The sequence below is a fragment of the Streptomyces solicamelliae genome, from assembly GCF_045348655.1.
Taxonomy (GTDB): Bacteria; Actinomycetota; Actinomycetes; order Streptomycetales; family Streptomycetaceae; genus Streptomyces; species Streptomyces solicamelliae.
Genome location: NZ_CP160404.1, coordinates 6,535,050 through 6,554,300 on the forward strand (window position 1 = coordinate 6,535,050; position 19,251 = coordinate 6,554,300).

A 19,251-nucleotide genomic window follows, 5' to 3' on the forward strand; every position below is an offset into this window, starting at 1 on the left:
CGGAGGCGCCCGCCGCACCGGGCGCCCCTCCTCAGTCGCCGCGGGCGCCGCGCGTGGCCAGGAGCATCCGCTGGAGCTCCCGCGCCGCCCGTGGCGGGGCCACGTCCGAGCGGTGCGCCAGGGCGATGGTGCGGCGCAGGCCGGGCGGTGCCAGCGGCGTGACCAGAAGGTCCGCCGCGTCGGCGACCATGCGCGGGACCACGGCCGTGCCGAGCCCGGCCCGCACGAAGCCGAGCACCGCGTCCATCTCGCCGCCCTCCACCGTGTACGACGGCTCGAAGCCCTCCGCCCGGCAGGCCGCCACGGTCAGTTCCCGCAGGTCGTAGCCGTGCCGGAACATCACGAGCGGGCGGTCGCGCAGGTCCGCGATGCGGACCGGGCCCGCGGCGGCCGGCCCCTGCGCCGACACCGCCACCAGGTCCTCCCGGAACAGCTCGACCGTCGTCAGCGCCGGTGACGCCGTCGGCAGCGGCAGCACCACCAGCGCCAGGTCCAGCGCGCCGCGCGCCAGCTGCCGCACGAGGTCGTGCGAGCCGCCCTCCTCGATGAGCAGGCGGATTCCCGGGTGGCGGTCGTGGAAGGCCCGCAGCACCTCCGGCAGCAGGCCCGTGCACAGGCTCGGCGTCGCCCCGAGCCGGACCCGGCCGCGCCGCAGCTGCACCAGCTCCTGCACCTCGTGCCGCGCGGTGTCGGTGTCGGCGAGGATCCGCCGGGCCAGTGGCAGCAGCGCCTCGCCGGCGTCGGTCAGCGCGATGTTCCCGCGCGCCCGGCTGAACAGCTCCGCCCCCAGCTCCTTCTCCAGCGCCTTGATCTGCTGCGAGAGCGAGGGCTGGGAGACGTGCACGCGCTCGGCGGCGCGGGTGAAGTGCCGGGTCTCCGCGACGGCCACGAAGTACTGGAGCTGCTGCAGCTGCATAGGATCAGCCTATCGAGATCAGCGGGACCATGTCTTGGACCTCTCGGGGGTGCCCGCCCTAGCGTCGTTGCCATGGCTCTGGCAACCAGGACGGACCGACGGCCGTCCACCCAAGGATCACCGCGATCTCCACGCCCGTCCGGCGGCTTCTGGGCGTCGACCCTCGGCAAGAAGACCGTCATGGCCGTCAGCGGCCTGATCATGCTGGGCTACCTCGTCGCCCACGTCATGGGCAATCTGAAGATCTTCTTCGGCCCCGAGGAGTTCAACGCCTACGGCCACTGGCTGCGCGTGATGGGCGCACCCGTCCTGCACCACTCCTGGGCCCTGTGGCTGGTCCGGATCGTGCTGCTCGCCGCCGTGGCCGCCCACGCCGTCTCCGCGTACCAGCTCAGCCGCCGCGACATCAAGGCCCGCCCGACCGGCTACGTGCACCGCCGCAAGCGCGCCTCGTACGCCACCCGCACCATGCGCTGGGGCGGGATCATCCTCGGCCTGTTCATCGTCTGGCACATCCTCGACCTGACCACCGGCACCGTCCACCCCGGCGGCTTCGAGGACGGCAAGCCCTACCAGAACGTCGTCGACACCTTCTCCACCTGGTACGGCAACGTGATCTACCTCGTCGCGATGCTGGCCGTCGGCCTGCACGTCCGGCACGGCTTCTGGAGCGCCGCGCAGACCCTCGGCGTCGGCAACGCCCGCCGCGAGCGGCTCCTGAAGGTCCTCGCCAACGGCCTCGCCCTCGTGCTGACCGCGGGCTTCGTCTCCGTACCGATCGCCGTGATGACCGGAGCAGTGAGCTGACATGAGCTTCCTCGACTACACGACCGGCGCACCGCTCGCCGACACCGCGGCCCCCGACGGGCCCATCGCCGAACGCTGGGACACCCGCCGCTTCCAGGCGAGGCTGGTCAACCCCGCCAACCGGCGCAAGCACACCGTGATCGTCGTCGGCACCGGCCTCGCCGGCGGCTCCGCCGGCGCCACCCTCGCCGAACAGGGGTACCACGTCGTCCAGTTCTGCTACCAGGACTCCCCGCGCCGGGCCCACTCCATCGCCGCGCAGGGCGGCATCAACGCCGCGAAGAACTACCGCAACGACGGCGACTCCGTCCACCGGCTCTTCTACGACACCGTCAAGGGCGGCGACTTCCGGGCCCGCGAGTCCAACGTGCACCGGCTCGCCCAGATCTCCGTCGAGATCATCGACCAGTGCGTCGCCCAGGGCGTCCCCTTCGCCCGCGAGTACGGCGGCCTGCTCGACACCCGCTCCTTCGGCGGCGTCCAGGTCTCCCGCACCTTCTACGCCCGCGGCCAGACGGGCCAGCAGCTGCTGCTCGGCGCGTACCAGGCGCTGTCCCGGCAGGTCGCCGCCGGCAACGTCGAACTGCACCCGCGCACCGAGATGCTCGACCTGATCGTCGTCGACGGCCGGGCCCGCGGCATCGTCGCCCGGGACCTCGTCACGGGCGAGATCGACACCTACTACGCGGACGCCGTCGTCCTCGCCAGCGGCGGCTACGGCAACGTCTTCTACCTGTCGACGAACGCGATGAACTCCAACGCCACCGCCGTGTGGCGGGCGCACCGCCGCGGCGCGTACTTCGCCAACCCCTGCTTCACCCAGATCCACCCCACCTGCATCCCGCGCACCGGCGACCATCAGTCCAAGCTGACGCTGATGAGCGAGTCGCTGCGCAACGACGGTCGCATCTGGGTACCGAAGGCGCAGGGTGACACGCGGCCCGCGAACGAGATCCCCGAGGACGAGCGCGACTACTACCTGGAGCGCATCTACCCCTCCTTCGGCAACCTCGTGCCCCGCGACATCGCCTCCCGCGCCGCGAAGAACGTCTGCGACGAGGGCCGCGGCGTCGGCCCCGGAGGCCAGGGGGTCTACCTCGACTTCGCCGACGCGATCCGCCGGATGGGCCGCGACAAGGTCGAGGAGAAGTACGGCAACCTCTTCGACATGTACGCGCGGATCACCGCGGAGAACCCGTACGAGACTCCGATGCGGATCTACCCGGCCGTCCACTACACGATGGGCGGACTCTGGGTCGACTACGACCTGCAGACCACCGTGCCCGGCCTGTTCGCGATCGGCGAGGCCAACTTCTCCGACCACGGCGCCAACCGGCTCGGCGCGTCCGCACTGATGCAGGGCCTGGCGGACGGCTACTTCGTCCTCCCGTCGACGATCAACGACTACCTGGCCCGCGCCCCGAGGACCGAGCCGCTCACCGACGACGACCCCGCCGTACGGGAGGTGCTGGCCGAGACCGAGGACCGGCTCCGGCTGCTGCTCGTCGTCGACGGCGACCGCACCCCCGACTCCTTCCACCGCGAACTCGGCGAACTCATGTGGGAGTACTGCGGCATGGCCCGCACCGAGGAGGGCCTGCGCAAGGCGCTCGCCCGGATCCCGCAGATCCGCGAGGAGTTCTGGCGGCGGATCAAGGTCCCCGGCACGGGCGAGGAGTTCAACCAGTCGCTGGAGAAGGCCAACCGCGTCGTGGACTACCTGGAGCTCGCCGAGCTGATGTGCCTCGACGCGCTGCACCGCGCCGAGTCCTGCGGCGGCCACTTCCGCGAGGAGTCCCAGACCCCGGACGGCGAGGCCGCCCGCCGCGACGAGGAGTTCGCGTACGCCGCGGCCTGGGAGTTCGGCGGGGGCGACGCCGCCCCCGTCCTCCACAAGGAAGACCTGACCTTCGAGTACGTCCACCCCACCCAGCGGAGCTACGCATGAAGCTCAACCTGCGCGTCTGGCGGCAGCGGAACGCCGACGCCGACGGCGCGATGTCCACGTACGAGGTGGACGGGATCTCCCCGGACATGTCCTTCCTGGAGATGCTCGACACCCTCAACGAGGAGCTCATCCTCAAGGGCGAGGACCCCGTCGCCTTCGACCACGACTGCCGCGAGGGCATCTGCGGCGCGTGCAGCCTCGTCATCAACGGCGACGCCCACGGCCCGGAGCGGACCACCACCTGCCAGCTCCACATGCGGTCCTTCCGCGACGGCGACACCATCGACGTCGAGCCCTGGCGCGCGGCCGCCTTCCCGGTCGTCAAGGACCTGGTCGTCGACCGCTCCGCCTTCGACCGGATCATCCAGGCCGGCGGCTACATCAGCGCCCCGACCGGCTCGGCTCCCGAGGCCCACGCCACCCCGGTTCCCAAGGCCGACGCCGACTCCGCCTTCGAGCACGCCGAGTGCATCGGCTGCGGCGCCTGCGTGGCGGCCTGCCCGAACGGCTCCGCGATGCTGTTCACCTCGGCCAAGGTCAACCACCTCAACGTGCTCCCGCAGGGCGCCCCGGAGCGCGAGACCCGGGTCCTCGACATGGTGGCCCAGATGGACGACGAGGGCTTCGGCGGCTGCACCCTGACCGGCGAATGCGCCACGGCCTGCCCCAAGGGCATCCCGCTGCCGTCCATCGCCGCCATGAACCGCGAGTGGCTGCGGGCCAACCGCAAGGCGCGCCGCTGACACGGCGGCGTACTCAGACTCCGAGGGCCCGTGCCAGATACGGGGCGGTGGTGCTCCGCCCCGGTACGGCGGCGACCGCTGCCGGCGGGCCCTCGGCCACGATGCGGCCTCCCGCCGCGCCGCCGCCGGGGCCGAGGTCGACGACCCAGTCGGCGGCGGCGACCACGTCCATGTCGTGCTCCACGACGACGACCGTGTGGCCGGTGTCCACCAGGGCGTTCAGCTGGGTCATCAGCACCTCGACGTCCGCCGGGTGCAATCCGGTGGTCGGTTCGTCGAGGACGTACAGGGTGGGGGTGCGGCGGACGGCCTGGAGTTCGGCGGCCAGTTTGATGCGCTGGGCCTCGCCGCCGGAGAGCTCGGTGGCGGGCTGGCCGAGGCGGAGATAACCGAGGCCGACATCGAGCAGGGTGCGCAGGGTCCGGGCCGCCGCCGGGGTGTCCGCGAAGAACTCCGCCGCCGACTCCACGGTGAGATCGAGGACTTCGGCCACCGTCAGCCCGTGCAGCCGGACCTCCAGGGTCTCGGCGTTGTACCGCGCGCCGTGACAGTCCGGGCAGGGCGTGTACGTGCTCGGCAGGAACAGCAGCTCCACCGAGACGAATCCCTCGCCCTGGCAGGTCTCGCAGCGGCCACCGGTCACGTTGAACGAGAAGCGCCCCGCCTTGTAGCCGCGCTCCCGGGCCGCGTCCGTGGCCGCGAACAGCTTGCGCACCACGTCGAACAGGCCCGTGTAGGTGGCCGGGTTGGAGCGCGGCGTTCGGCCGATGGGTCGTTGATCGACCGTCACCACCCGCTCCACGCCCGCCAGTTCATCGGTGAGCGCACCGACCAGGGTGGACTTGCCCGATCCGGAGACGCCGGTCACCGCCGTGAGCACACCGAGCGGGAAGGCCGCGTCGAGGTCGACCAGGTTGTGCCGGGTGAGGGGCCCGGTACGCAGCCAGCCGACGGGCGTCCGCACCGGCCGCTCCGGGAGCGGCGCCCGGTCGAACAGGAAGCGACGGGTCGCCGATTCGGGGACGCCGGCCAGCGCCTGCGGCGGGCCGCTGTGCAGGACCCGGCCGCCGTGCACCCCGGCCTTCGGGCCCACGTCCACCAGCCAGTCCGCGTGCCGCACCACGTCCAGATGGTGCTCCACCACGAACACCGTGTTCCCGGCCGCCTTCAGCCGGTCCAGGACCACGAGCAGCGCCTCGGTGTCCGCCGGGTGCAGTCCGGCCGACGGCTCGTCGAGCACGTACACCACGCCGAAGAGCCCGGAGCGCAGCTGCGTGGCCAGCCGCAGCCGCTGCAGCTCGCCGTCGGAGAGCGTCGGCGTGGCGCGGTCCAGGCTCAGATAGCCCAGGCCCAGCTCCGTCACCGTCCCGATCCGGGCGGCCAGGTCCGCCGTCAGCACCCGCGCCGTCTCGTCCTGCGCGGGGTGGGCCAGCACCTCCGCGAGCGTCGTCAGCGGCAGCCCCGCCAGCTCCGCGATCGTCCGCCCCGCGAACGTCACCGCCAGCGCCTCCGGCCGCAGCCGCCGGCCCCCGCACACCGCGCAGGGCGCGCTCGTCAGGAACCGCTCGGCCTTCGCCCGCAGCGTGGCGCTCTTCGAATCGGCGAAGGTGTGCGTCACGTACCGGCGGGCGCTCATGTACGTGCCCTGGTAGGGGCGTTGGATGCGATCGGCCTCCCGCACGGGATGCACCGTGACGACCGGCTGCTCGTCGGTGAACAGGATCCACGCGCGGTCCTTCGCGTCCAGCTCCCGCCACGGCCGGTCGACGTCGTACCCGAGCGCGTCGAGGACGTCCCGCAGGTTCTTGCCCTGCCAGGCCCCCGGCCAGGCCGCGATCGCGCCCTCCCGGATCGACAGCGAGGGGTCCGGGACGAGCAGTTCCTCGCTCGTGGTGTGCACCCGGCCCAGTCCGTGGCACTCGGGGCAGGCGCCGGCGGCGGTGTTCGGGGAGAACGCGTCCGAGTCGAGCCGCGCCGCGCCCGGCGGGTACGCGCCGGCCCGCGAGTACAGCATCCGCAGCGAGTTCGAGAGCGTGGTGACCGTACCGACCGACGAGCGGGCGTTCGGCGCGGAACGCCGCTGCTCCAGAGAGACGGCCGGCGGCAGCCCGGTGATCTCCCCGACCTTCGGCGCGCCCACCTGGTGGATCAGCCGGCGCGCGTACGGCGCCACCGACTCGAAGTACCGGCGCTGCGCCTCGGCGTAGACGGTGCCGAAGGCGAGGGAGGACTTGCCGGAGCCGGAGACGCCCGTGAAGACGGTGAGCGCGTCACGCGGCAGGTCCACGTCGACGTCGCGCAGATTGTGCTCCCGGGCGCCGCGCACCCGCACGAACGGGTCGTGCGCGGACGCGCCGGGCGGGGGAGTGCGGCCGGGAAGGGGGCCCTGGGGGGTGGTGCCGTGCATCTGTCCGAGTCTAGGCGTGAAGATCGCCCGGGCCCCGGGGCGACACCGTGGATCGTCCCGTCCCGTCGCGTTCACCGGCCAGGGGGCGCAGTGCGCCGAGCAGCGAGCCGATGCACATCTCGCGCAACTCCTCGCGGCTGAAGGACGGTTGCTGCAGCCACTCCACGCACAGCACGCGGACGAAGACGAGCCAGCTCATCACGACGGCGCCGACCGCCTCCCTGGGGGCGTCCCCGAGGGTGCCGCCGTCGAGGAGGCGCTCGCACATCACGTTCAGCTCGTCGGCCATCATCGCCTGGATCGTGGGGTCGGAGGCGAGGACCCGGTTGGCGGCGAGCACGGCGTGACGGTTGGCCGTGAAGTAGTCGAAGTGGGCGTCGAGCCCGTCCCGCAGCTGCTGTTCGAGACCGGCCGCCGGATCGAGCCGGACGGTTTCGACGAGCCGGTCGGTCGCCTGTCGGTAGACGGCCGTGAACAGGTCCCGCTTGTTCGGGAAGTACCGGTACAGCAGCGCGCGGGACACTCCGGCGCGTGCCGCGACCTGGTCCATGCGGACCTCGTCGTACGGCAGCTCCGCGAACAACTGCGCCCCGATGTCGAGGAGTTGGCGGCGGCGGTCGCCGGGGGCGAGTCTCCGGCGCGGGGTCGGTGTCACCTCGTCAGCTTACTTGACATGTGTCTACCAGTGCACTTGGCTGACGCTTACTGGACACGTGTCCACCAAGGTGCGTGTCACCCACGCCGAAGGGGGCGGTGCATCGTGACGAAGGCCGGTTGGCTCAAGGGGCTGGCTCTGCTGATGGGGTACGCGTGTGTGGCCATCGGGCTCTTCCACGTGCTGCTCGGGATCGCGTCCGTGCCGGGCGAGGAGTCGGCGGGCGCCACCGTCGACAGCCGGGAGCGGTTCTACAACGCGATCTTCCTCGGGTTCGGCCTCGCCTGGATCTGGGCCGCCCGGCAGTCGCCGATCCCCGCCGGGCTGGTGCGCGGCCTCACCGCCGTGTTCCTGCTCGGCGGGGTGGGCCGGCTGCTCTCGATGGCGGTGCACGGCATGCCGCACTGGTGGCAGGTCCCGCTGACCGCGCTCGAGCTCGGTCTGCCGCCGGTGTACTTCTGGCTGGCGTCGGCCGACGAGCGCGCGGCGACGGCCCGCGGTGGGACGACCCGGGGGACGGCCGCCGAGGCCGGGTGAGGAGCCGGCCTGGGCCCGCGGGGCCCGTAGGCCCCGGGGGACTGACCGGGCGGGACCGGGGTAGTCGCGGGGCAGGTGGCAGAGCTGTACGAGGCGGCGAGTGGGCCATGACCGAGACCAAGAAGATCATCGCGGTGTTCGGCGCGACCGGACGGCAGGGCGGCGGACTCGCCCGCGCGATCCTGGCGGACCCGGAGTCGGAGTTCGCCGTACGCGCGATCACCCGGCATCCGGAGTCCGGGCCGGCGCGGGAGCTGGAGCGCCACGGGGCCGAGATCGTCCGGGCGGACATGGACGACCCGCCCAGCCTGAAGGCCGCCTTCGCACACACCTACGGCGCGTACCTCGTCACGAACTTCTGGGAGCACATGTCCGCCGAGCGCGAGAAGGCTCAGGCCCGCGCCCTGGCCGAGGCCGCCGCGCACGCGGCGGTGCAACACGCGATCTGGTCCACGCTGGAGGACACCCGCGACTGCATCCCGCTCGACGACCCGCGGATGCCGACCCTCCAGGGCCGTTACAAGGTGCCGCACTTCGACGGCAAGGCGGAGGCGGACCGGTGCTTCGGCGACGAGGGCGTACCGACGACCTTCCTGCGCACCACGTTCTACTGGGGCAATCTGCTCGGCGGGCACTCCCCGGTGCGGGGCGAGGACGGCGAGCTGTGGCTGCGGTACCCGATGGGGGAGAAGCGGCTGTGCGGGATCGCGGCGGACGACATCGGCAGGGTCGCCCTGGCCGTGTTCCGCCGCGGAACCGACTTCATCGCCGCGACGATCAGCGTCGCCGGAGGCCATCTCACGGTCGCCGACATGGCGGCGGTCCTCACGGAGCGCGTCGGTCTGCCGGTGCGCTACCGACCGCTGACCCCCGACGCGTACCGCGCGTCGGGGCGTCCGGCGGCCCAGGAGGCGGGGAACATGTTCCAGTACTACGCCGACTGCGAGCATCGCTTCGTCGCCGCCCGCGACCTCGCCGCCGTGCGCGGACTCGTCCCGGAGCTGCAGGACTTCGAGCACTGGACCACCGTGCACCGGGACGAACTGCGCAGCGCCTGGAGCTGAGGGGCCCCAGGCGCCCGCCCGGCGTCCTCGGTCAGGTGTCCTCGCTCAACACGCGGACGATCGCGGCCGAGAAGGCCTCCAGGTCGTCCGGTCTGCGGGACGTGATCAGCGGGTGCCGGCCGGAGTCGTCGACGACGACCTCCCGGTCGCGCCAGCTGCCGCCCGCGTTCTCGAGGTCGGACCGCAGGGAGGGGTACGAGGTGAGCTGCCGGTCCCGTACGATCCCGGCCTCCACCAGCAGCCAGGGGCCGTGACAGATCGCGGCCACCGGCTTGCCCGCCCCGGCGAACGCGGAGACGAGGCGCTGCGCGTCGGCGTCGGTGCGCAGCCGGTCGGCGTTCACGGTGCCGCCCGGGACGACCACGGCGTCGTACGCGTCCGCCGTCGCCTCCGCCAGTGTGGTGTCGGGCGCGTAGGCCGAGCCCAGCCGCCGGTCGGAGAGCAGGGTCAGTACGGGCTCGTCCCGCAGCGCGGCGACCGTCACGGCGGCCCCGGCGTCACGCAGAACGGCCACCGGATGGTTCAACTCGTGCTCCTCCGTGCCGTAGTTCGTCGTGAGTACGAGCACGTGCTTTCCGTCGAGTGACACGATGCGGTCCTCCTTCAGGAGGCTCCTCGACGTGTCTGCGCGTGCGCAGCCACGAGGCTCCTTGACTGGCCGATGCCCCCATCCACGGGGTTCATGTGCCGTTTCCGGCCCCGTCTCACACGGGATTCGGGGGCAGGTTCTTCGGTCCGGGTTCCATGGGCGCGTCACCGGGAGGAGTGCCGGCGCGACCTGCGGGGTGGTCCATGCCGGCGGAACCGCTCGCGGCGTCGGCATCCGAGGGGCGCACCCGTCCGCGCCACCCGCCGGTCGCCGCCCCGCGATCCTCGATGTACTGCTTGAAGCGGTACAGGTCCCCCTCCACCCGACTGTCGATCATGCCCAGAGCCGCGGCGGTCTTCTCGGTCACTCCCTCGGGCTCGACGTCCATCGCCAGCGTCACCCGTGTGTGCATGTCGTCCAGGCGCTGGAACGTGACGACGCCCTTCTGCTTCGTGTCGCCGCCGACCGTGCGCCAGGAGATCCGTTCGTCGGGAAGCTGGTCGACGATCTCCGTGTCGAACTCCCGCGTCACTCCGGCGATCTTCGTCGTCCAGTGACAGTGCATGTCGTCCAGCTGCTCCACCGACTCCACGCCGGCCATGAAGCGGGGAAACTCCTCGAACTGGGTCCACTGGTCGTAGACCTCACGCAGCGGGGCGTCCACCTTGATCGTGTCGTGCACCATCTCCGTCATCTCCCTCGAGCCGGTTCCGGCCGTCGCCGCGCGCAGGGCCATGGTGCGGGTCGTGCGGGCGGCCTGGTGGCAGGCGAGTACCCAGACCGTGCGGGTGCATGCGGGGTATGCGGGTGCGGAAGTCGGGCAGTCGCCGGGTGACGTCGGTTCCGCCGAGGAGCCGTACGACGGAGATCCGGTGTGCGCCGACGTCCGACGCGGAGGAGGACGGACGCGATGACGGCGACACGACACGACGACGGCGAACACTCCCGCGCTGCTGCCCTGTTCGACCTCGACGGCACCCTGGTCGACACCAACTACCTTCATGTGACGTCCTGGTGGCAGGCCCTGCGACAGCACGGGCACGACGTGCCCATGGCCCGCATCCACGGGGCGATCGGCATGGGAGCCGACCGCCTCCTGGACGAGGTCCTCGGACCGGACCGCGACAAGCGGCAGGACGAGTCCGTCGCGGCGGCGCACGGCGTCCTCTACGCGACGTGGCACGAGGTCCTGCGTCCCTTCGACGGCGCCGCTGACCTGCTGCGCGCCGTGGCGGCGCGCGGCTGGACGGTGGTGCTCGCCAGTTCGGCCGGCGCGGCGGACGTCTCGGCGGTACGGCGACGGCTGGACGCGGACGACGTGATCGCCGCGGCGACGTCGGGCGCTGACGTGGACGTCACCAAACCCGCCCCCGATCTCGTGGAACGCGCGCTCGGAGCCGTCCACGCCGAACCGGCGTCCGCGGTGTTCGTCGGCGACACGGTGTGGGACGTCGAGGCGGCGGGCCGCGCCGGAGTGCCCTGCGTGGGCCTGCTGACGGGCGGCGTGTCACAGGGGGAGCTGGAGGCCGCGGGCGCGGTCGCCGTGTACGACGACGTGGGCTCGCTGCTCCGGCACATCGACGCGAGCCCGCTGTCGCGACCGCCTTCGTGAAGGAGGCGTCACGGCGGCAGGAGCGTACCCAGCGGTCCGAGGTCGAGATTGAGGTCGTCCAGGGTCAGCCCGTAGTGGTCGCAGAGCTCGGTCATCCGGTCGTGGAGGAGCATCAGCGTCAGGCCCAGCCTCTCCTCCTGCTCCTCGGTCAGGTCTCCCTGGTCCACGCGGTGCAGGGCCTGTCGCTCCATCAGCTGTCGCAGGAGTTCGACGATGGTCAGCACGAGAGTGACGAGGTCACGCTCCACGGATTCCGGGTCGGCGTGGAGACGGCGCGCGGGCAGACCCGTCCGGTCGTCGACGGCCGACAGCTCGTCCGCACGCGCCGGCAGCAGGGCGAAAGCCCGTCGCGCGGCGTCCGCGACCTCGCGCCTCCGGTCGGATCCGGTGGAGTCGGCGCGGTCAGAGGGCCCGGTCATCGTGGGGTCCCTCCAACTCGCGTGCATGACCCGGCACGAGTGGGGTGAGGGCCCATCGGCCGTCCTCCTGGACGGCGACGATGACGGCACGCAGGGAGATTCTGACCAGGTCGATGTCGGCGATCGTCAGGACCAGGTCCCCGGTCAGGACGACGCCTCCGTTCAGCAGCCGGTCCAGGAGGTCGATGAGGGCGATCTGCCGCTGAGGGAGCTCGGCTTCGTCGCGGGCCGTCACGGTCGGAGCACCCCCTCGGGTGCCTCCGGTTCCGTGAGGACCGCGAAGGAGTAGGGTGCCCACGGCCCGGTGATCTCGACCCGTACCCCCTGCAGATCCCGGGTCGAGCGCCGGACGCGGTCGCGGAACTCCTCGGACCGCTTCCCGGGCACGAGGTAGGAGTCGTTGGCGATGTTCTCTCCCGTCCCGACGGCCAGTTCGCCCTGCTGCGGGCGGTGCCGCGCCAGCTCCACGGCGACCTCTCCGGCGGCCGCCTCGATCCTCTCCACCGCCTCGGCCGCGGCGGACCGTGCGGCTCCCTGGTCAGCGCGCTGCCGGCGGCGCTTCCGCAGGTAGGAGCGGCCGGGATCGGGAGCGTCCGCCTCGTCGTCGTCCGGCTCGGCGGGTTCGCGGGGGATCTCGGCGTAGACCTTCACGCCCCACTCCACCTGCCCGGCGAACCGGTCCAGCATGCGGGTGAACGCCTCCGCGCCCCGGCGCAGTACGTCGCGGACCCGGTCGTCGTCCACGTAGACCGTCGCCAGCCTGAGCGGGAGCACGGTCGTGCGCGACGCGAGGAACTCCACGACACCGTGGTGCGCCCGTGCCACGCGCTCGAGCCATGCCAGGTTCTCCAGGCGGACCTGCAGAGCCGCCTCGGAGAAGTCGCTCTCCGGGACGGATCCGACCGCGGCCGCCACACCGGCCGCACCGACCAGCCGGACCGCGCCCGACGCGACGCCCGCGACCCCCGGCAGGGTGCCCTCGGCCAGGTCGGGGGTCGGGCGTACGACGGCGTACGTGTAGCTGAGTTCTGCGTTCATGACGTCAGTCCCGGCGTTCCTCGGCTTCGCTGTCGTCCTCTGCGCGTCTGCCCCTCCGCTCCGGTCCGGTCCGCCGCTCGGTCTCCTTCTCGGACGGACGGCGCCGGCGGTGCGCCGAACCCTCCGGCAGTGCGGAGCGGGACCTGGGCCGCGCCCTGAGCTCCTCGAGCTCGGCGCGCAGGCGCTTGTTCTCCTTCTCCAGCTCCTGCCGGGGTTCGGCCCGCGAGGACAGCGCCGGATCGTGCTCCCACCAGTCGATCCCGATCTCCCTGGCCTTGTCGACCGAGGCGACGAGGAGCCGGAGCTTGATGGTGAGCAGCTCGATGTCGAGCAGGTTGATCCTGATGTCCCCGACGATCACGATGCCCTTGTCGAGCACCCGTTCAAGGATGTCGGCGAGGTTCGCGCCCTGTGTCTGCCCGTACGGGGTCAGGGGGCGTGCGACCGAGGGGCCGGCGGACTCCGATGCAGCCACGGCGGATTCGACCTCGCTTCCTGGGCGTCAGCTCTTTCGGCTTCGACGGGCGCGGGGTTGGTCCTCCGCCTCCGCGTCGGCCTCTTCGTCTACGTCGTCCTCGTCGTCCTCGTATCGGTCCTCGTCCTCCTCCTCTTCGGGTTCTTCGGGTTCTTCGTCGTACTCGTCGGTCTCGCGCGCCTCGTCCTCGTACGCGTCCTCCGGTTCCTCTCCGGACTCGTACGCGTCCTCGGCGTCGTCCTCCGCGTCTTCCCGCTCCCTGTCGTCGTACTCGGTCTCGTCGGCGTCCTCGTCCTGCTCCTCGTCCTCGTCCTCGTCCGGGCCGGCGACGACCTCGCCGTCGCGGATCTCACCGCGCCAGGATCCGGTCGCCTCGCCCTGCATCATCACGAACGTGCGGAACGCCTTGAGGTCGAGCCGGGCGCGTCGGCCCTGGGCCCGGACGAGAGCGCCCGTCTTCTCGACGATGCCCTTCGGGTAGTACTCCATGACCAGCAGGACCTTGGTCAGGTTCTCGCCCAGCGGGTGGAAGGTGACCACGCCTCGGGTCGTTCCCTTGGCTCCCTCGGACGTCCAGGCGATGCGCTCGTCGGGGACCTGTTCGGTGATGGTCCCCTTCCAGGCCCGGCTCGACTTCGCGACCTTCACCTGCCACTGGGTGGTCGTCTCGTTCTCCTGATCGACCGAGACCACCCCCTTGGCGAACCGGCTGAACTCCTGGAACTGGGTCCACTGGTTGTACGCCTGCTCGACCGGAACGCCGACGTCGATGTCCTCGATGACGGTCAGGCTCTTGTCGCCCGCGTTCGCGGCCGAGGAGCGTGGCTCGTCCGAACTGTCGGACGTGATCTTGTCCATGACCGCGTCCTTGGCGTGCACGGCCACGGCCTTGGCGCCGTGCAGCGCCTCTCGGGGGCCGATGTGCGCCGCGCCCACCTTGGCCGCCACGTCGCCGACACGATGGCCGACGCCGGTAAGTGCCTTGTCGAGGCGCGCCTGGACGTACGACTGGAACTCCTCCGCCAGGCGGTTGGCGCCGGGGTTCTGGTCCAGCAGCTTCTGTGTCCTGGATCCGTCGGAGGTGCGGTCGGCGTCCTTGGTGCCCGTGGCTCCTCGTCCCGAACCCTTCGTGTCAGCCATCGTCCTTCCTCCTGGTACTTCCGGAACGGCTGCTCTTCGACGCTCCGGACGTGGAGGTCCGCCGTGTCGAGCGCTTCGCCGTTCCCTCGGGCTTCTTCTCCGCCGAAGCGGTGCTTCGGCCGGAGGAAGAGCTCTTCCGCGGCTGCGGCTTGTCGCCGTCGTCCTGATGCTCGTCCTCGTGCTCGTCCTTGTGCTCGTCGTCGTCCGTGGCTTCTTCCTCCCTGCCTTCGCGCAGGCCGTCGGTGCGGTCGTGCAGGGCGTCCGCCAGGTGCTCGGCCTTGGCGTTGAGCACCGTCGTGGCCGCCGACTTGCCCGCGGTCATGAGTTCGCCGCGCACCTGGTCGTTCACATTGCTCAGGAACGGCGAGTTCGCGAGCGATTTGCCCAGCTGGACAGGCTTGATCCGCGACCCGGCCATCGCCATCGCCAGGCCCAGCGCCAGCTTCCCCTTCTTCGTACGCCCCAGTACGTAACCACCGACCAGAGCGGTGCCGATCACGGCGTTGTTCATGATGCTTCTCTCCTCGCCCCGGCTAAGTGCCGTCCGGCGGCCCGACGTTGCCGAGCTGATAGGCCCGGATCTCCTCGAGCCGCTGCATGAGCGGCTCTTCCCGCTGCTCGAACTCCTCGTCGTCGATGAGGCCCTCCTCCCGCTCCCGTTCGAGGCCGGCAAGCGCCTCCTGAACCGGTCCGGGGTCGTAGTACTCCTGCTCGGCGGCACGGGCCACCTTGTCCAGCACCCATGCGACGCCCCGGAAGGGAGCTGCGGGCAGGGCCAGGATCTCTGCCACGAGTCCCACGGTGTCCCACCTGCCTTTTCTCCGTGTGGATCCTGACGACTGAGGTCAGGCGAAGCTGTACGGCGGCAGCGGCCCGCGGACCCGGATGTCGACTCCCTCGGGCTGCTCGCCGGCCACTTCGTCGGCCGCCTCCGAGAACTCGTCGGCCCGCCCCCGGTCCACCAGGAACGACGCACTGAGGAAGTACTGCTGGGACGGCTCCGACAGGAGCTCCGCCTCCGCATGGGGATGCAGAGCGGCGAGGACCGACTCGGCGAGTGCCGCCTGCCGTGCCTGTACCTCGTCGTGGAGCAGCTTGCCGAGTTCCAGCCGGTCCTCGTAGGTACCGCCCTCGCGTGTGGCATCGTTGAGCCGCCGGACCGGTTCGATCTCGTCCACGATCTGCCGCAGGACCGCGTCCTCGTCCTGAAGGCCCTTCACGTTGAACTCCACCCGGTCGGTGAGCGCTTCGAGGCGCTCGGCGTACTGCTCGGCCCCTTGCTCGAGAACAGCGCGGACCGCGTCCTCGTCCTGGGCGACGAAACCGAAGCCCAGCGGCAGCGTGGGACCGTCCTCCCACAGCCGTTCCTGCACCGCGTGGTGTGCCTCGACATCGGGGCGCCTCACGCTGATCTCCTCCGGCGCCTCGCTCACGACGGCGCAGAGCGATTCCGCGCGTACGGCCCGCACGCGCGACTTCTCGCCTGCTACGCCGGCCAGGTCGTCGAGATTGAGCGGGTGCGATTCCTTCGTTATGGCGTAGACGTAGAGAGCCATCACTCATCGTCCTCCTCGGAGGATCGCCGCGCGGACCGGCGCTCGCGGCCGTGCGCGCCGTCGTCCTCGCGCTTCCGCCTCTCGCGGCGGGGCTCCTTCTCCTGCTCGTCGTCGCTCCCGCCGGCCAGGGAATCCGTGAAGGCCTCGACGGCCCCGGTCAATGCGCCCTTGGTCTTGCCCTTCGCTCCGCCCTCGGTGGTCTTCTCCATGACGTCCGTGAGCTGAGCCGGGGACTTCTTGCCGCTTTCGAGGTCGAGGCGGTTGCACGCCTCGGCGAAGCGGAGATAGGTGTCGACACTCGCCACGACCACCCGGGCGTCTATCTTCGCGATCTCGATGCCCACGAGGGACACCCGGACGAATGCGTCGATGACGAGGCCGCGATCCAGGATCAGATCCAGAACGTCGTACAGGGTTCCGGTGCTCCCGCCTTGCGCGGGCGTCGCGCCGCCCTGCTGCACAACAGACACGTTTCCTCCCTCAGGTCGAGGGGCGGCATGCTCAGCGGCCGTTCTGATCGTCGACCTGAGCTCGCGTATATCGCTTGCCGCGCTCGTATCCCAGCAACTGCCCGTCAGGGCTCAGCGCAACCTCATAACTCGCCAGAACGCTGGTGGTCTCCGGAATCCGCTCGATCTCGACGAATTCGACCTTTGCCGTCCAGCCGGCATCCGTCGGCTTCAGGGCGGACACCGCTTCGGGATCTCGCCCGAGGAGCTGGGACAGTTCTTGCACCGCGTTGCGAAGAGCCTCTGCGGCGGGCACGCGGTCGGGTTCCTCCGACGTGTTCTCGGTGTCGTTGTCGGGTTCGCGTTCCTCGCGGTCGTCCTTCTCGCGTTCGTCCGTGTTCTCGGTGTTCTCGGTGTTCTTCACGACGACTCACCGTCAAAATCGGCTTGCGGTTCCGGATGGTTGACTGTGCCCCACCCCGTCCCTCAGTATTCCCGCATTCCTCGCTTGCAACGATCCCGAGGAATGCATCGGCGTGGGGCGGGCAGGTGCGCGGTGGACGACCGGCACCGCAAGGAGGCTCGCCATGATCCCGATTCTGCTCGTACTACTCCTGATTCTCGTGCTCTTCGGAGCAGGCTTCGCCGTCGAGGTGCTGTGGTACATCGCCCTTGCGGTACTGGTGCTCTGGATACTGGGGTTCTTCGTCCGTGGCAGCCAGCGCCGCTGGTATCGATGGTGACGCGCGAGCCCGTACTGCGTCCCGGTGCGCTGCATCCCAGCGCACCGGGACGCTTTGTGCGTCTCACTTCCGTGCCTGGTGGGGAGCGGCGCGATCCGCCTCGGCCGGCGGGCCGGCGAGGAGCTGGATCAGGCCGGCGATCTCGTGGCCCGCTTCGGCGGGGTGGCGGAACGGGGCGTCGGCGGCGATCGTGTAGCGGTTACGGCGCGCGTCCTCCGCGCGGCTGCGCGTGAGGTATCGGGCATCCTCCAGATCCGTGACGATCGCCTGGACCGTGCGCTCCGTCAGGCGGCACACATCCGCCACGTCGCGGAGCCGAATGCCGGGATCGCGGGCGATGGCCAGCAGGACCCGGGCGTGATTCGTCAGGAACGTCCAGTCGGATCCATGGCCGTTTTCTCCCATGAGTCAACTATGCCTCGTGACGAGGGCGAGACGCCTGAAAAATATCCGAAGATGATTTCGTGTAATGACGGGCGTACACTTTTATCGAAGACGGCGTCACTCAGGAGTGACGGCCTCGGCTTTTTTGGTGCTTCCCTGGAGGCGGCCCCATGAATCCTGGAACAGCGTCCTCTTTCGAGGGCGCCGGAGCGGGTGACTACTGCGCCTACTGCGGGGATCGAGTGGCGGATGGGTCGTCGTGGCATGCCCGCGCCCCGGACTCCTCCTATCTCGATCCCGACGACGGGTGGCATGACGGTCGGCGGCCGATCGTGGCCTGCACCGACGCACACCTGAGTGCGGCGGTCACCGCCTTGCGGGCACGCCCCTTCGTCGAGGCGGAACTGTGGGCGGAACGCCTGATCCGGACCCGCACCAGACATCCGCGCGGTATCGGTCTCGCCGACCTGGAACGGGAGTCCCGTCTCACGTCCGACCAGGTGGAGGAGGCCGCTCTGTGGGCGGGGCGCCATCATGTGTCCCGCGCCGGGGAAGATCCGCATGGGACCGCAGGGGCAGGGCAGTCGCCGTCGTAACGAGGAGGTGCGTCATGACATCCGAACAGGAGCAGACAGCACACCCCGAAACCGACCGCCGTGTCCCGCAGAATCTCGTGCTGCGGGTGAGCGGCGAGATGGATCTGGACCACTCGGCCGAGTTGCGGACCTTGCTTCTCGACGGCGTCGCCCGGGCCCCGCACGGTACCGCCGTCGTCGTCGACCTCCAGAACTCGTCGTTCTGCGACTCGACCGGCCTCAACCTGCTGTTGGCCGCCAGGGAATTGGCCCTCGAAACGGGCAAGAGCATCACGCTGGCGGCCCCGAGCCACCAGATGGTGCGACTGCTGGAACTCACCGGCTCCGCCGGGCTCTTCCGTCTCGGTCCGGCCGTGCCGACGGGTGGCCGCGTCCCATGAGCGCGATGAGACTGATCCGACCGCCCGGTGTCTATGCTCCCCAGGCCGATTCGGCGCTCCTGATGGACTGCCTGGCCCGCGAGGAACTGGGGCCGGGGGACAGGGCGCTCGATCTGTGCACGGGGACAGGCGTGGTGGCCCTCGCAGCCGCCCGTGTGGGTGCGGACGTGACGGCGATCGACATCTCCCGCGCCGCCGTGGCGGCGGCACGGTTCAACGCGCGTTTCCACGGTGCCCGGATCCGGATCAAGCGCGGAGATCTCGCGGCACCCGTCGCGGGGGAGCGATTCGATGTCGTGACGGTCAACCCGCCCTATGTACCGAGCGCTTCGTCCCGCGCGCCGACGCGGGGCCGGGGCAGGTCCTGGGACGCCGGGCGGGACGGCCGGCTCCTGCTGGACAGGATCTGCCGCCTGATCCCCTCGATACTTGCACCGCACGGAGTACTGCTGATCGTCCAGTCCTCGCTCGCCGGAGTGGGGGCCAGCCTCCTCGCTCTCCGTCGCGAAGGTCTTCTCCCGGCCCGGGTGGTCGCGAGGAGACGTGAACCCTTCGGCCCCGTCATGACGGCGCGGGCCGGCTGGTTCGAGGAGAGGGGACTGGTGGCGCCCGGCACCAGGAGCGAGGAGCTCGTGGTGATCCGAACGGTCCGCGCGGGGGCCGCCGGCGCGAAGGCGGGCACGACACCTCGGCCGGTGGTGCGGCCCGCCGGAGGATGACCCGCGCCGCCCGGTCCAGGGGCGGCAGGCCGGCCCACGCGAATGACGACGACAGATGCACATGAGCCACGCCC

At 70.9% G+C, this 19,251-nt stretch carries 24 protein-coding genes and 1 pseudogene; 9 read left to right on the forward strand and 16 right to left on the reverse strand.

All coding sequences use genetic code 11. The features are described 5' to 3' along the window. Nucleotides 1-31: 31 nt before the first annotated feature. Complete coding sequence (locus ABZO31_RS30110; RefSeq protein ID WP_406864480.1) at nt 32-916, reverse strand: LysR family transcriptional regulator; 885 nt, start codon at nt 914-916, stop codon at nt 32-34. A 72-nt stretch (nt 917-988) separates the two neighbouring features. On the opposite strand from ABZO31_RS30110, the gene ABZO31_RS30115 reads away from it, so the two are divergent. From ABZO31_RS30115 to ABZO31_RS30125, 3 genes are read left to right on the forward strand one after another with little or no spacing between them, the layout of a single operon-like run. After that, nucleotides 989-1,723 carry a succinate dehydrogenase gene (locus ABZO31_RS30115; RefSeq protein WP_406864481.1) on the forward strand — a complete coding sequence of 245 codons (735 nt, stop codon included), beginning with the start codon at nt 989-991 and terminating at the stop codon, nt 1,721-1,723. 1 nt (nt 1,724) lies between these two features. Then, entirely contained in the window at nt 1,725-3,671 is a 1,947-nt protein-coding gene (locus tag ABZO31_RS30120; protein ID WP_406864482.1) for a fumarate reductase/succinate dehydrogenase flavoprotein subunit, read from the forward strand. Continuing rightward, the gene (locus ABZO31_RS30125) at nt 3,668-4,414 is read left to right on the forward strand and encodes a succinate dehydrogenase/fumarate reductase iron-sulfur subunit (RefSeq protein WP_406864483.1); all 747 of its coding nucleotides are present in this window, start codon (nt 3,668-3,670) and stop codon (nt 4,412-4,414) included. The genes ABZO31_RS30120 and ABZO31_RS30125 overlap by 4 nt, the downstream gene beginning before the upstream one ends. Before the next feature lie 13 nt (nt 4,415-4,427). On the opposite strand, the gene ABZO31_RS30130 is transcribed toward ABZO31_RS30125, so the two are convergent. Together ABZO31_RS30130 and ABZO31_RS30135 are read right to left on the reverse strand one after the other, a co-directional pair. After that, nucleotides 4,428-6,821 (reverse strand): ATP-binding cassette domain-containing protein, encoded by a 2,394-nt coding sequence (locus tag ABZO31_RS30130; RefSeq protein WP_406864484.1) that lies wholly within the window; start codon nt 6,819-6,821, stop codon nt 4,428-4,430. Between the two features lie 10 nt (nt 6,822-6,831). Further along, entirely contained in the window at nt 6,832-7,476 is a 645-nt protein-coding gene (locus ABZO31_RS30135; protein WP_406864485.1) for a TetR/AcrR family transcriptional regulator, read from the reverse strand. A 144-nt stretch (nt 7,477-7,620) separates the two neighbouring features. Between ABZO31_RS30135 and ABZO31_RS30140 the strand changes: the two genes are divergently transcribed. Then, complete coding sequence (locus ABZO31_RS30140) at nt 7,621-8,013, forward strand: DUF4345 domain-containing protein (protein ID WP_406865528.1); 393 nt, start codon at nt 7,621-7,623, stop codon at nt 8,011-8,013. A 107-nt stretch (nt 8,014-8,120) separates the two neighbouring features. After that, on the forward strand, nt 8,121-9,077 hold the full coding sequence (locus ABZO31_RS30145) for an NmrA/HSCARG family protein (protein ID WP_406864486.1): 957 nt from the start codon (nt 8,121-8,123) through the stop codon (nt 9,075-9,077). 31 nt (nt 9,078-9,108) lie between these two features. Here ABZO31_RS30145 and ABZO31_RS30150 read toward each other — a convergent pair whose 3' ends face one another. Continuing rightward, complete coding sequence (locus ABZO31_RS30150; RefSeq protein WP_406864487.1) at nt 9,109-9,666, reverse strand: DJ-1/PfpI/YhbO family deglycase/protease; 558 nt, start codon at nt 9,664-9,666, stop codon at nt 9,109-9,111. A 223-nt stretch (nt 9,667-9,889) separates the two neighbouring features. Then, nucleotides 9,890-10,351 (reverse strand): annotated as a pseudogene (locus ABZO31_RS30155) (SRPBCC family protein); the annotation flags it as partial. Nucleotides 10,352-10,576: 225 nt separating this feature from the next. On the opposite strand from ABZO31_RS30155, the gene ABZO31_RS30160 reads away from it, so the two are divergent. Continuing rightward, nucleotides 10,577-11,278 carry an HAD family hydrolase gene (locus ABZO31_RS30160; protein ID WP_406864488.1) on the forward strand — a complete coding sequence of 234 codons (702 nt, stop codon included), beginning with the start codon at nt 10,577-10,579 and terminating at the stop codon, nt 11,276-11,278. Between the two features lie 8 nt (nt 11,279-11,286). On the opposite strand, the gene ABZO31_RS30165 is transcribed toward ABZO31_RS30160, so the two are convergent. From ABZO31_RS30165 to ABZO31_RS30210, 10 genes are read right to left on the reverse strand one after another with little or no spacing between them, the layout of a single operon-like run. After that, nucleotides 11,287-11,697: a gas vesicle protein K gene (locus ABZO31_RS30165; protein WP_406864489.1), complete on the reverse strand. Its 411-nt coding sequence runs from the start codon at nt 11,695-11,697 to the stop codon at nt 11,287-11,289. Next, nucleotides 11,681-11,932: a gas vesicle protein gene (locus ABZO31_RS30170; RefSeq protein WP_406864490.1), complete on the reverse strand. Its 252-nt coding sequence runs from the start codon at nt 11,930-11,932 to the stop codon at nt 11,681-11,683. The genes ABZO31_RS30165 and ABZO31_RS30170 overlap by 17 nt, the downstream gene beginning before the upstream one ends. Further along, nucleotides 11,929-12,735 (reverse strand): GvpL/GvpF family gas vesicle protein, encoded by an 807-nt coding sequence (locus ABZO31_RS30175; protein WP_406864491.1) that lies wholly within the window; start codon nt 12,733-12,735, stop codon nt 11,929-11,931. Before ABZO31_RS30175 ends, ABZO31_RS30170 begins: the two co-directional genes overlap by 4 nt. Before the next feature lie 4 nt (nt 12,736-12,739). Continuing rightward, complete coding sequence (locus tag ABZO31_RS30180; protein WP_406864492.1) at nt 12,740-13,210, reverse strand: gas vesicle protein; 471 nt, start codon at nt 13,208-13,210, stop codon at nt 12,740-12,742. Between the two features lie 27 nt (nt 13,211-13,237). Beyond that, on the reverse strand, nt 13,238-14,350 hold the full coding sequence (locus tag ABZO31_RS30185; RefSeq protein WP_406864493.1) for an SRPBCC family protein: 1,113 nt from the start codon (nt 14,348-14,350) through the stop codon (nt 13,238-13,240). Beyond that, entirely contained in the window at nt 14,343-14,861 is a 519-nt protein-coding gene (locus ABZO31_RS30190) for a hypothetical protein (RefSeq protein ID WP_406864494.1), read from the reverse strand. The genes ABZO31_RS30185 and ABZO31_RS30190 overlap by 8 nt, the downstream gene beginning before the upstream one ends. Nucleotides 14,862-14,883: 22 nt before the next feature. Then, nucleotides 14,884-15,141, reverse strand: a complete 258-nt coding sequence (locus ABZO31_RS30195; protein ID WP_406864495.1) for a gas vesicle protein GvpG — start codon at nt 15,139-15,141, stop codon at nt 14,884-14,886. 54 nt (nt 15,142-15,195) lie between these two features. Beyond that, a complete protein-coding gene (locus ABZO31_RS30200; RefSeq protein WP_406864496.1) occupies nt 15,196-15,906 on the reverse strand; it encodes a GvpL/GvpF family gas vesicle protein in 711 nt (236 codons plus the stop codon). Continuing rightward, nucleotides 15,906-16,376 (reverse strand): gas vesicle structural protein GvpA, encoded by a 471-nt coding sequence (locus ABZO31_RS30205; protein WP_406864497.1) that lies wholly within the window; start codon nt 16,374-16,376, stop codon nt 15,906-15,908. The genes ABZO31_RS30200 and ABZO31_RS30205 overlap by 1 nt, the downstream gene beginning before the upstream one ends. Nucleotides 16,377-16,407: 31 nt before the next feature. After that, nucleotides 16,408-16,779, reverse strand: coding sequence for a gas vesicle protein (locus ABZO31_RS30210; protein WP_406864498.1), 372 nt, complete (start codon nt 16,777-16,779; stop codon nt 16,408-16,410). Nucleotides 16,780-16,942: 163 nt separating this feature from the next. Here ABZO31_RS30210 and ABZO31_RS30215 point away from each other — a divergent pair, with 163 nt between their 5' ends. Next, on the forward strand, nt 16,943-17,098 hold the full coding sequence (locus ABZO31_RS30215; RefSeq protein ID WP_406864499.1) for a hydrophobic protein: 156 nt from the start codon (nt 16,943-16,945) through the stop codon (nt 17,096-17,098). A gap of 63 nt (nt 17,099-17,161) precedes the next feature. On the opposite strand, the gene ABZO31_RS30220 is transcribed toward ABZO31_RS30215, so the two are convergent. Beyond that, nucleotides 17,162-17,503, reverse strand: a complete 342-nt coding sequence (locus ABZO31_RS30220; RefSeq protein WP_406864500.1) for a MarR family transcriptional regulator — start codon at nt 17,501-17,503, stop codon at nt 17,162-17,164. A 589-nt stretch (nt 17,504-18,092) separates the two neighbouring features. Between ABZO31_RS30220 and ABZO31_RS30225 the strand changes: the two genes are divergently transcribed. Then, on the forward strand, nt 18,093-18,458 hold the full coding sequence (locus tag ABZO31_RS30225) for an STAS domain-containing protein (protein ID WP_406864501.1): 366 nt from the start codon (nt 18,093-18,095) through the stop codon (nt 18,456-18,458). A 5-nt stretch (nt 18,459-18,463) separates the two neighbouring features. After that, nucleotides 18,464-19,177, forward strand: a complete 714-nt coding sequence (locus ABZO31_RS30230; RefSeq protein ID WP_406864502.1) for a HemK2/MTQ2 family protein methyltransferase — start codon at nt 18,464-18,466, stop codon at nt 19,175-19,177. Nucleotides 19,178-19,251 lie beyond the last annotated feature (74 nt).

Coding starts and splice junctions, on each gene's coding strand:
- ABZO31_RS30110 (WP_406864480.1), bottom strand. CDS start 916: ATGCAGCTGCAGCAGCTCCAGTACTTCGTGGCCGTCGCGGAGACCCGG.
- ABZO31_RS30115 (WP_406864481.1), top strand. CDS start 989: ATGGCTCTGGCAACCAGGACGGACCGACGGCCGTCCACCCAAGGATCA.
- ABZO31_RS30120 (WP_406864482.1), top strand. CDS start 1,725: ATGAGCTTCCTCGACTACACGACCGGCGCACCGCTCGCCGACACCGCG.
- ABZO31_RS30125 (WP_406864483.1), top strand. CDS start 3,668: ATGAAGCTCAACCTGCGCGTCTGGCGGCAGCGGAACGCCGACGCCGAC.
- ABZO31_RS30130 (WP_406864484.1), bottom strand. CDS start 6,821: ATGCACGGCACCACCCCCCAGGGCCCCCTTCCCGGCCGCACTCCCCCG.
- ABZO31_RS30140 (WP_406865528.1), top strand. CDS start 7,621: ATGGGGTACGCGTGTGTGGCCATCGGGCTCTTCCACGTGCTGCTCGGG.
- ABZO31_RS30145 (WP_406864486.1), top strand. CDS start 8,121: ATGACCGAGACCAAGAAGATCATCGCGGTGTTCGGCGCGACCGGACGG.
- ABZO31_RS30160 (WP_406864488.1), top strand. CDS start 10,577: ATGACGGCGACACGACACGACGACGGCGAACACTCCCGCGCTGCTGCC.
- ABZO31_RS30165 (WP_406864489.1), bottom strand. CDS start 11,697: ATGACCGGGCCCTCTGACCGCGCCGACTCCACCGGATCCGACCGGAGG.
- ABZO31_RS30175 (WP_406864491.1), bottom strand. CDS start 12,735: ATGAACGCAGAACTCAGCTACACGTACGCCGTCGTACGCCCGACCCCC.
- ABZO31_RS30185 (WP_406864493.1), bottom strand. CDS start 14,350: ATGGCTGACACGAAGGGTTCGGGACGAGGAGCCACGGGCACCAAGGAC.
- ABZO31_RS30190 (WP_406864494.1), bottom strand. CDS start 14,861: ATGAACAACGCCGTGATCGGCACCGCTCTGGTCGGTGGTTACGTACTG.
- ABZO31_RS30200 (WP_406864496.1), bottom strand. CDS start 15,906: ATGGCTCTCTACGTCTACGCCATAACGAAGGAATCGCACCCGCTCAAT.
- ABZO31_RS30215 (WP_406864499.1), top strand. CDS start 16,943: ATGATCCCGATTCTGCTCGTACTACTCCTGATTCTCGTGCTCTTCGGA.
- ABZO31_RS30220 (WP_406864500.1), bottom strand. CDS start 17,503: ATGGGAGAAAACGGCCATGGATCCGACTGGACGTTCCTGACGAATCAC.
- ABZO31_RS30225 (WP_406864501.1), top strand. CDS start 18,093: ATGACATCCGAACAGGAGCAGACAGCACACCCCGAAACCGACCGCCGT.
- ABZO31_RS30230 (WP_406864502.1), top strand. CDS start 18,464: ATGAGACTGATCCGACCGCCCGGTGTCTATGCTCCCCAGGCCGATTCG.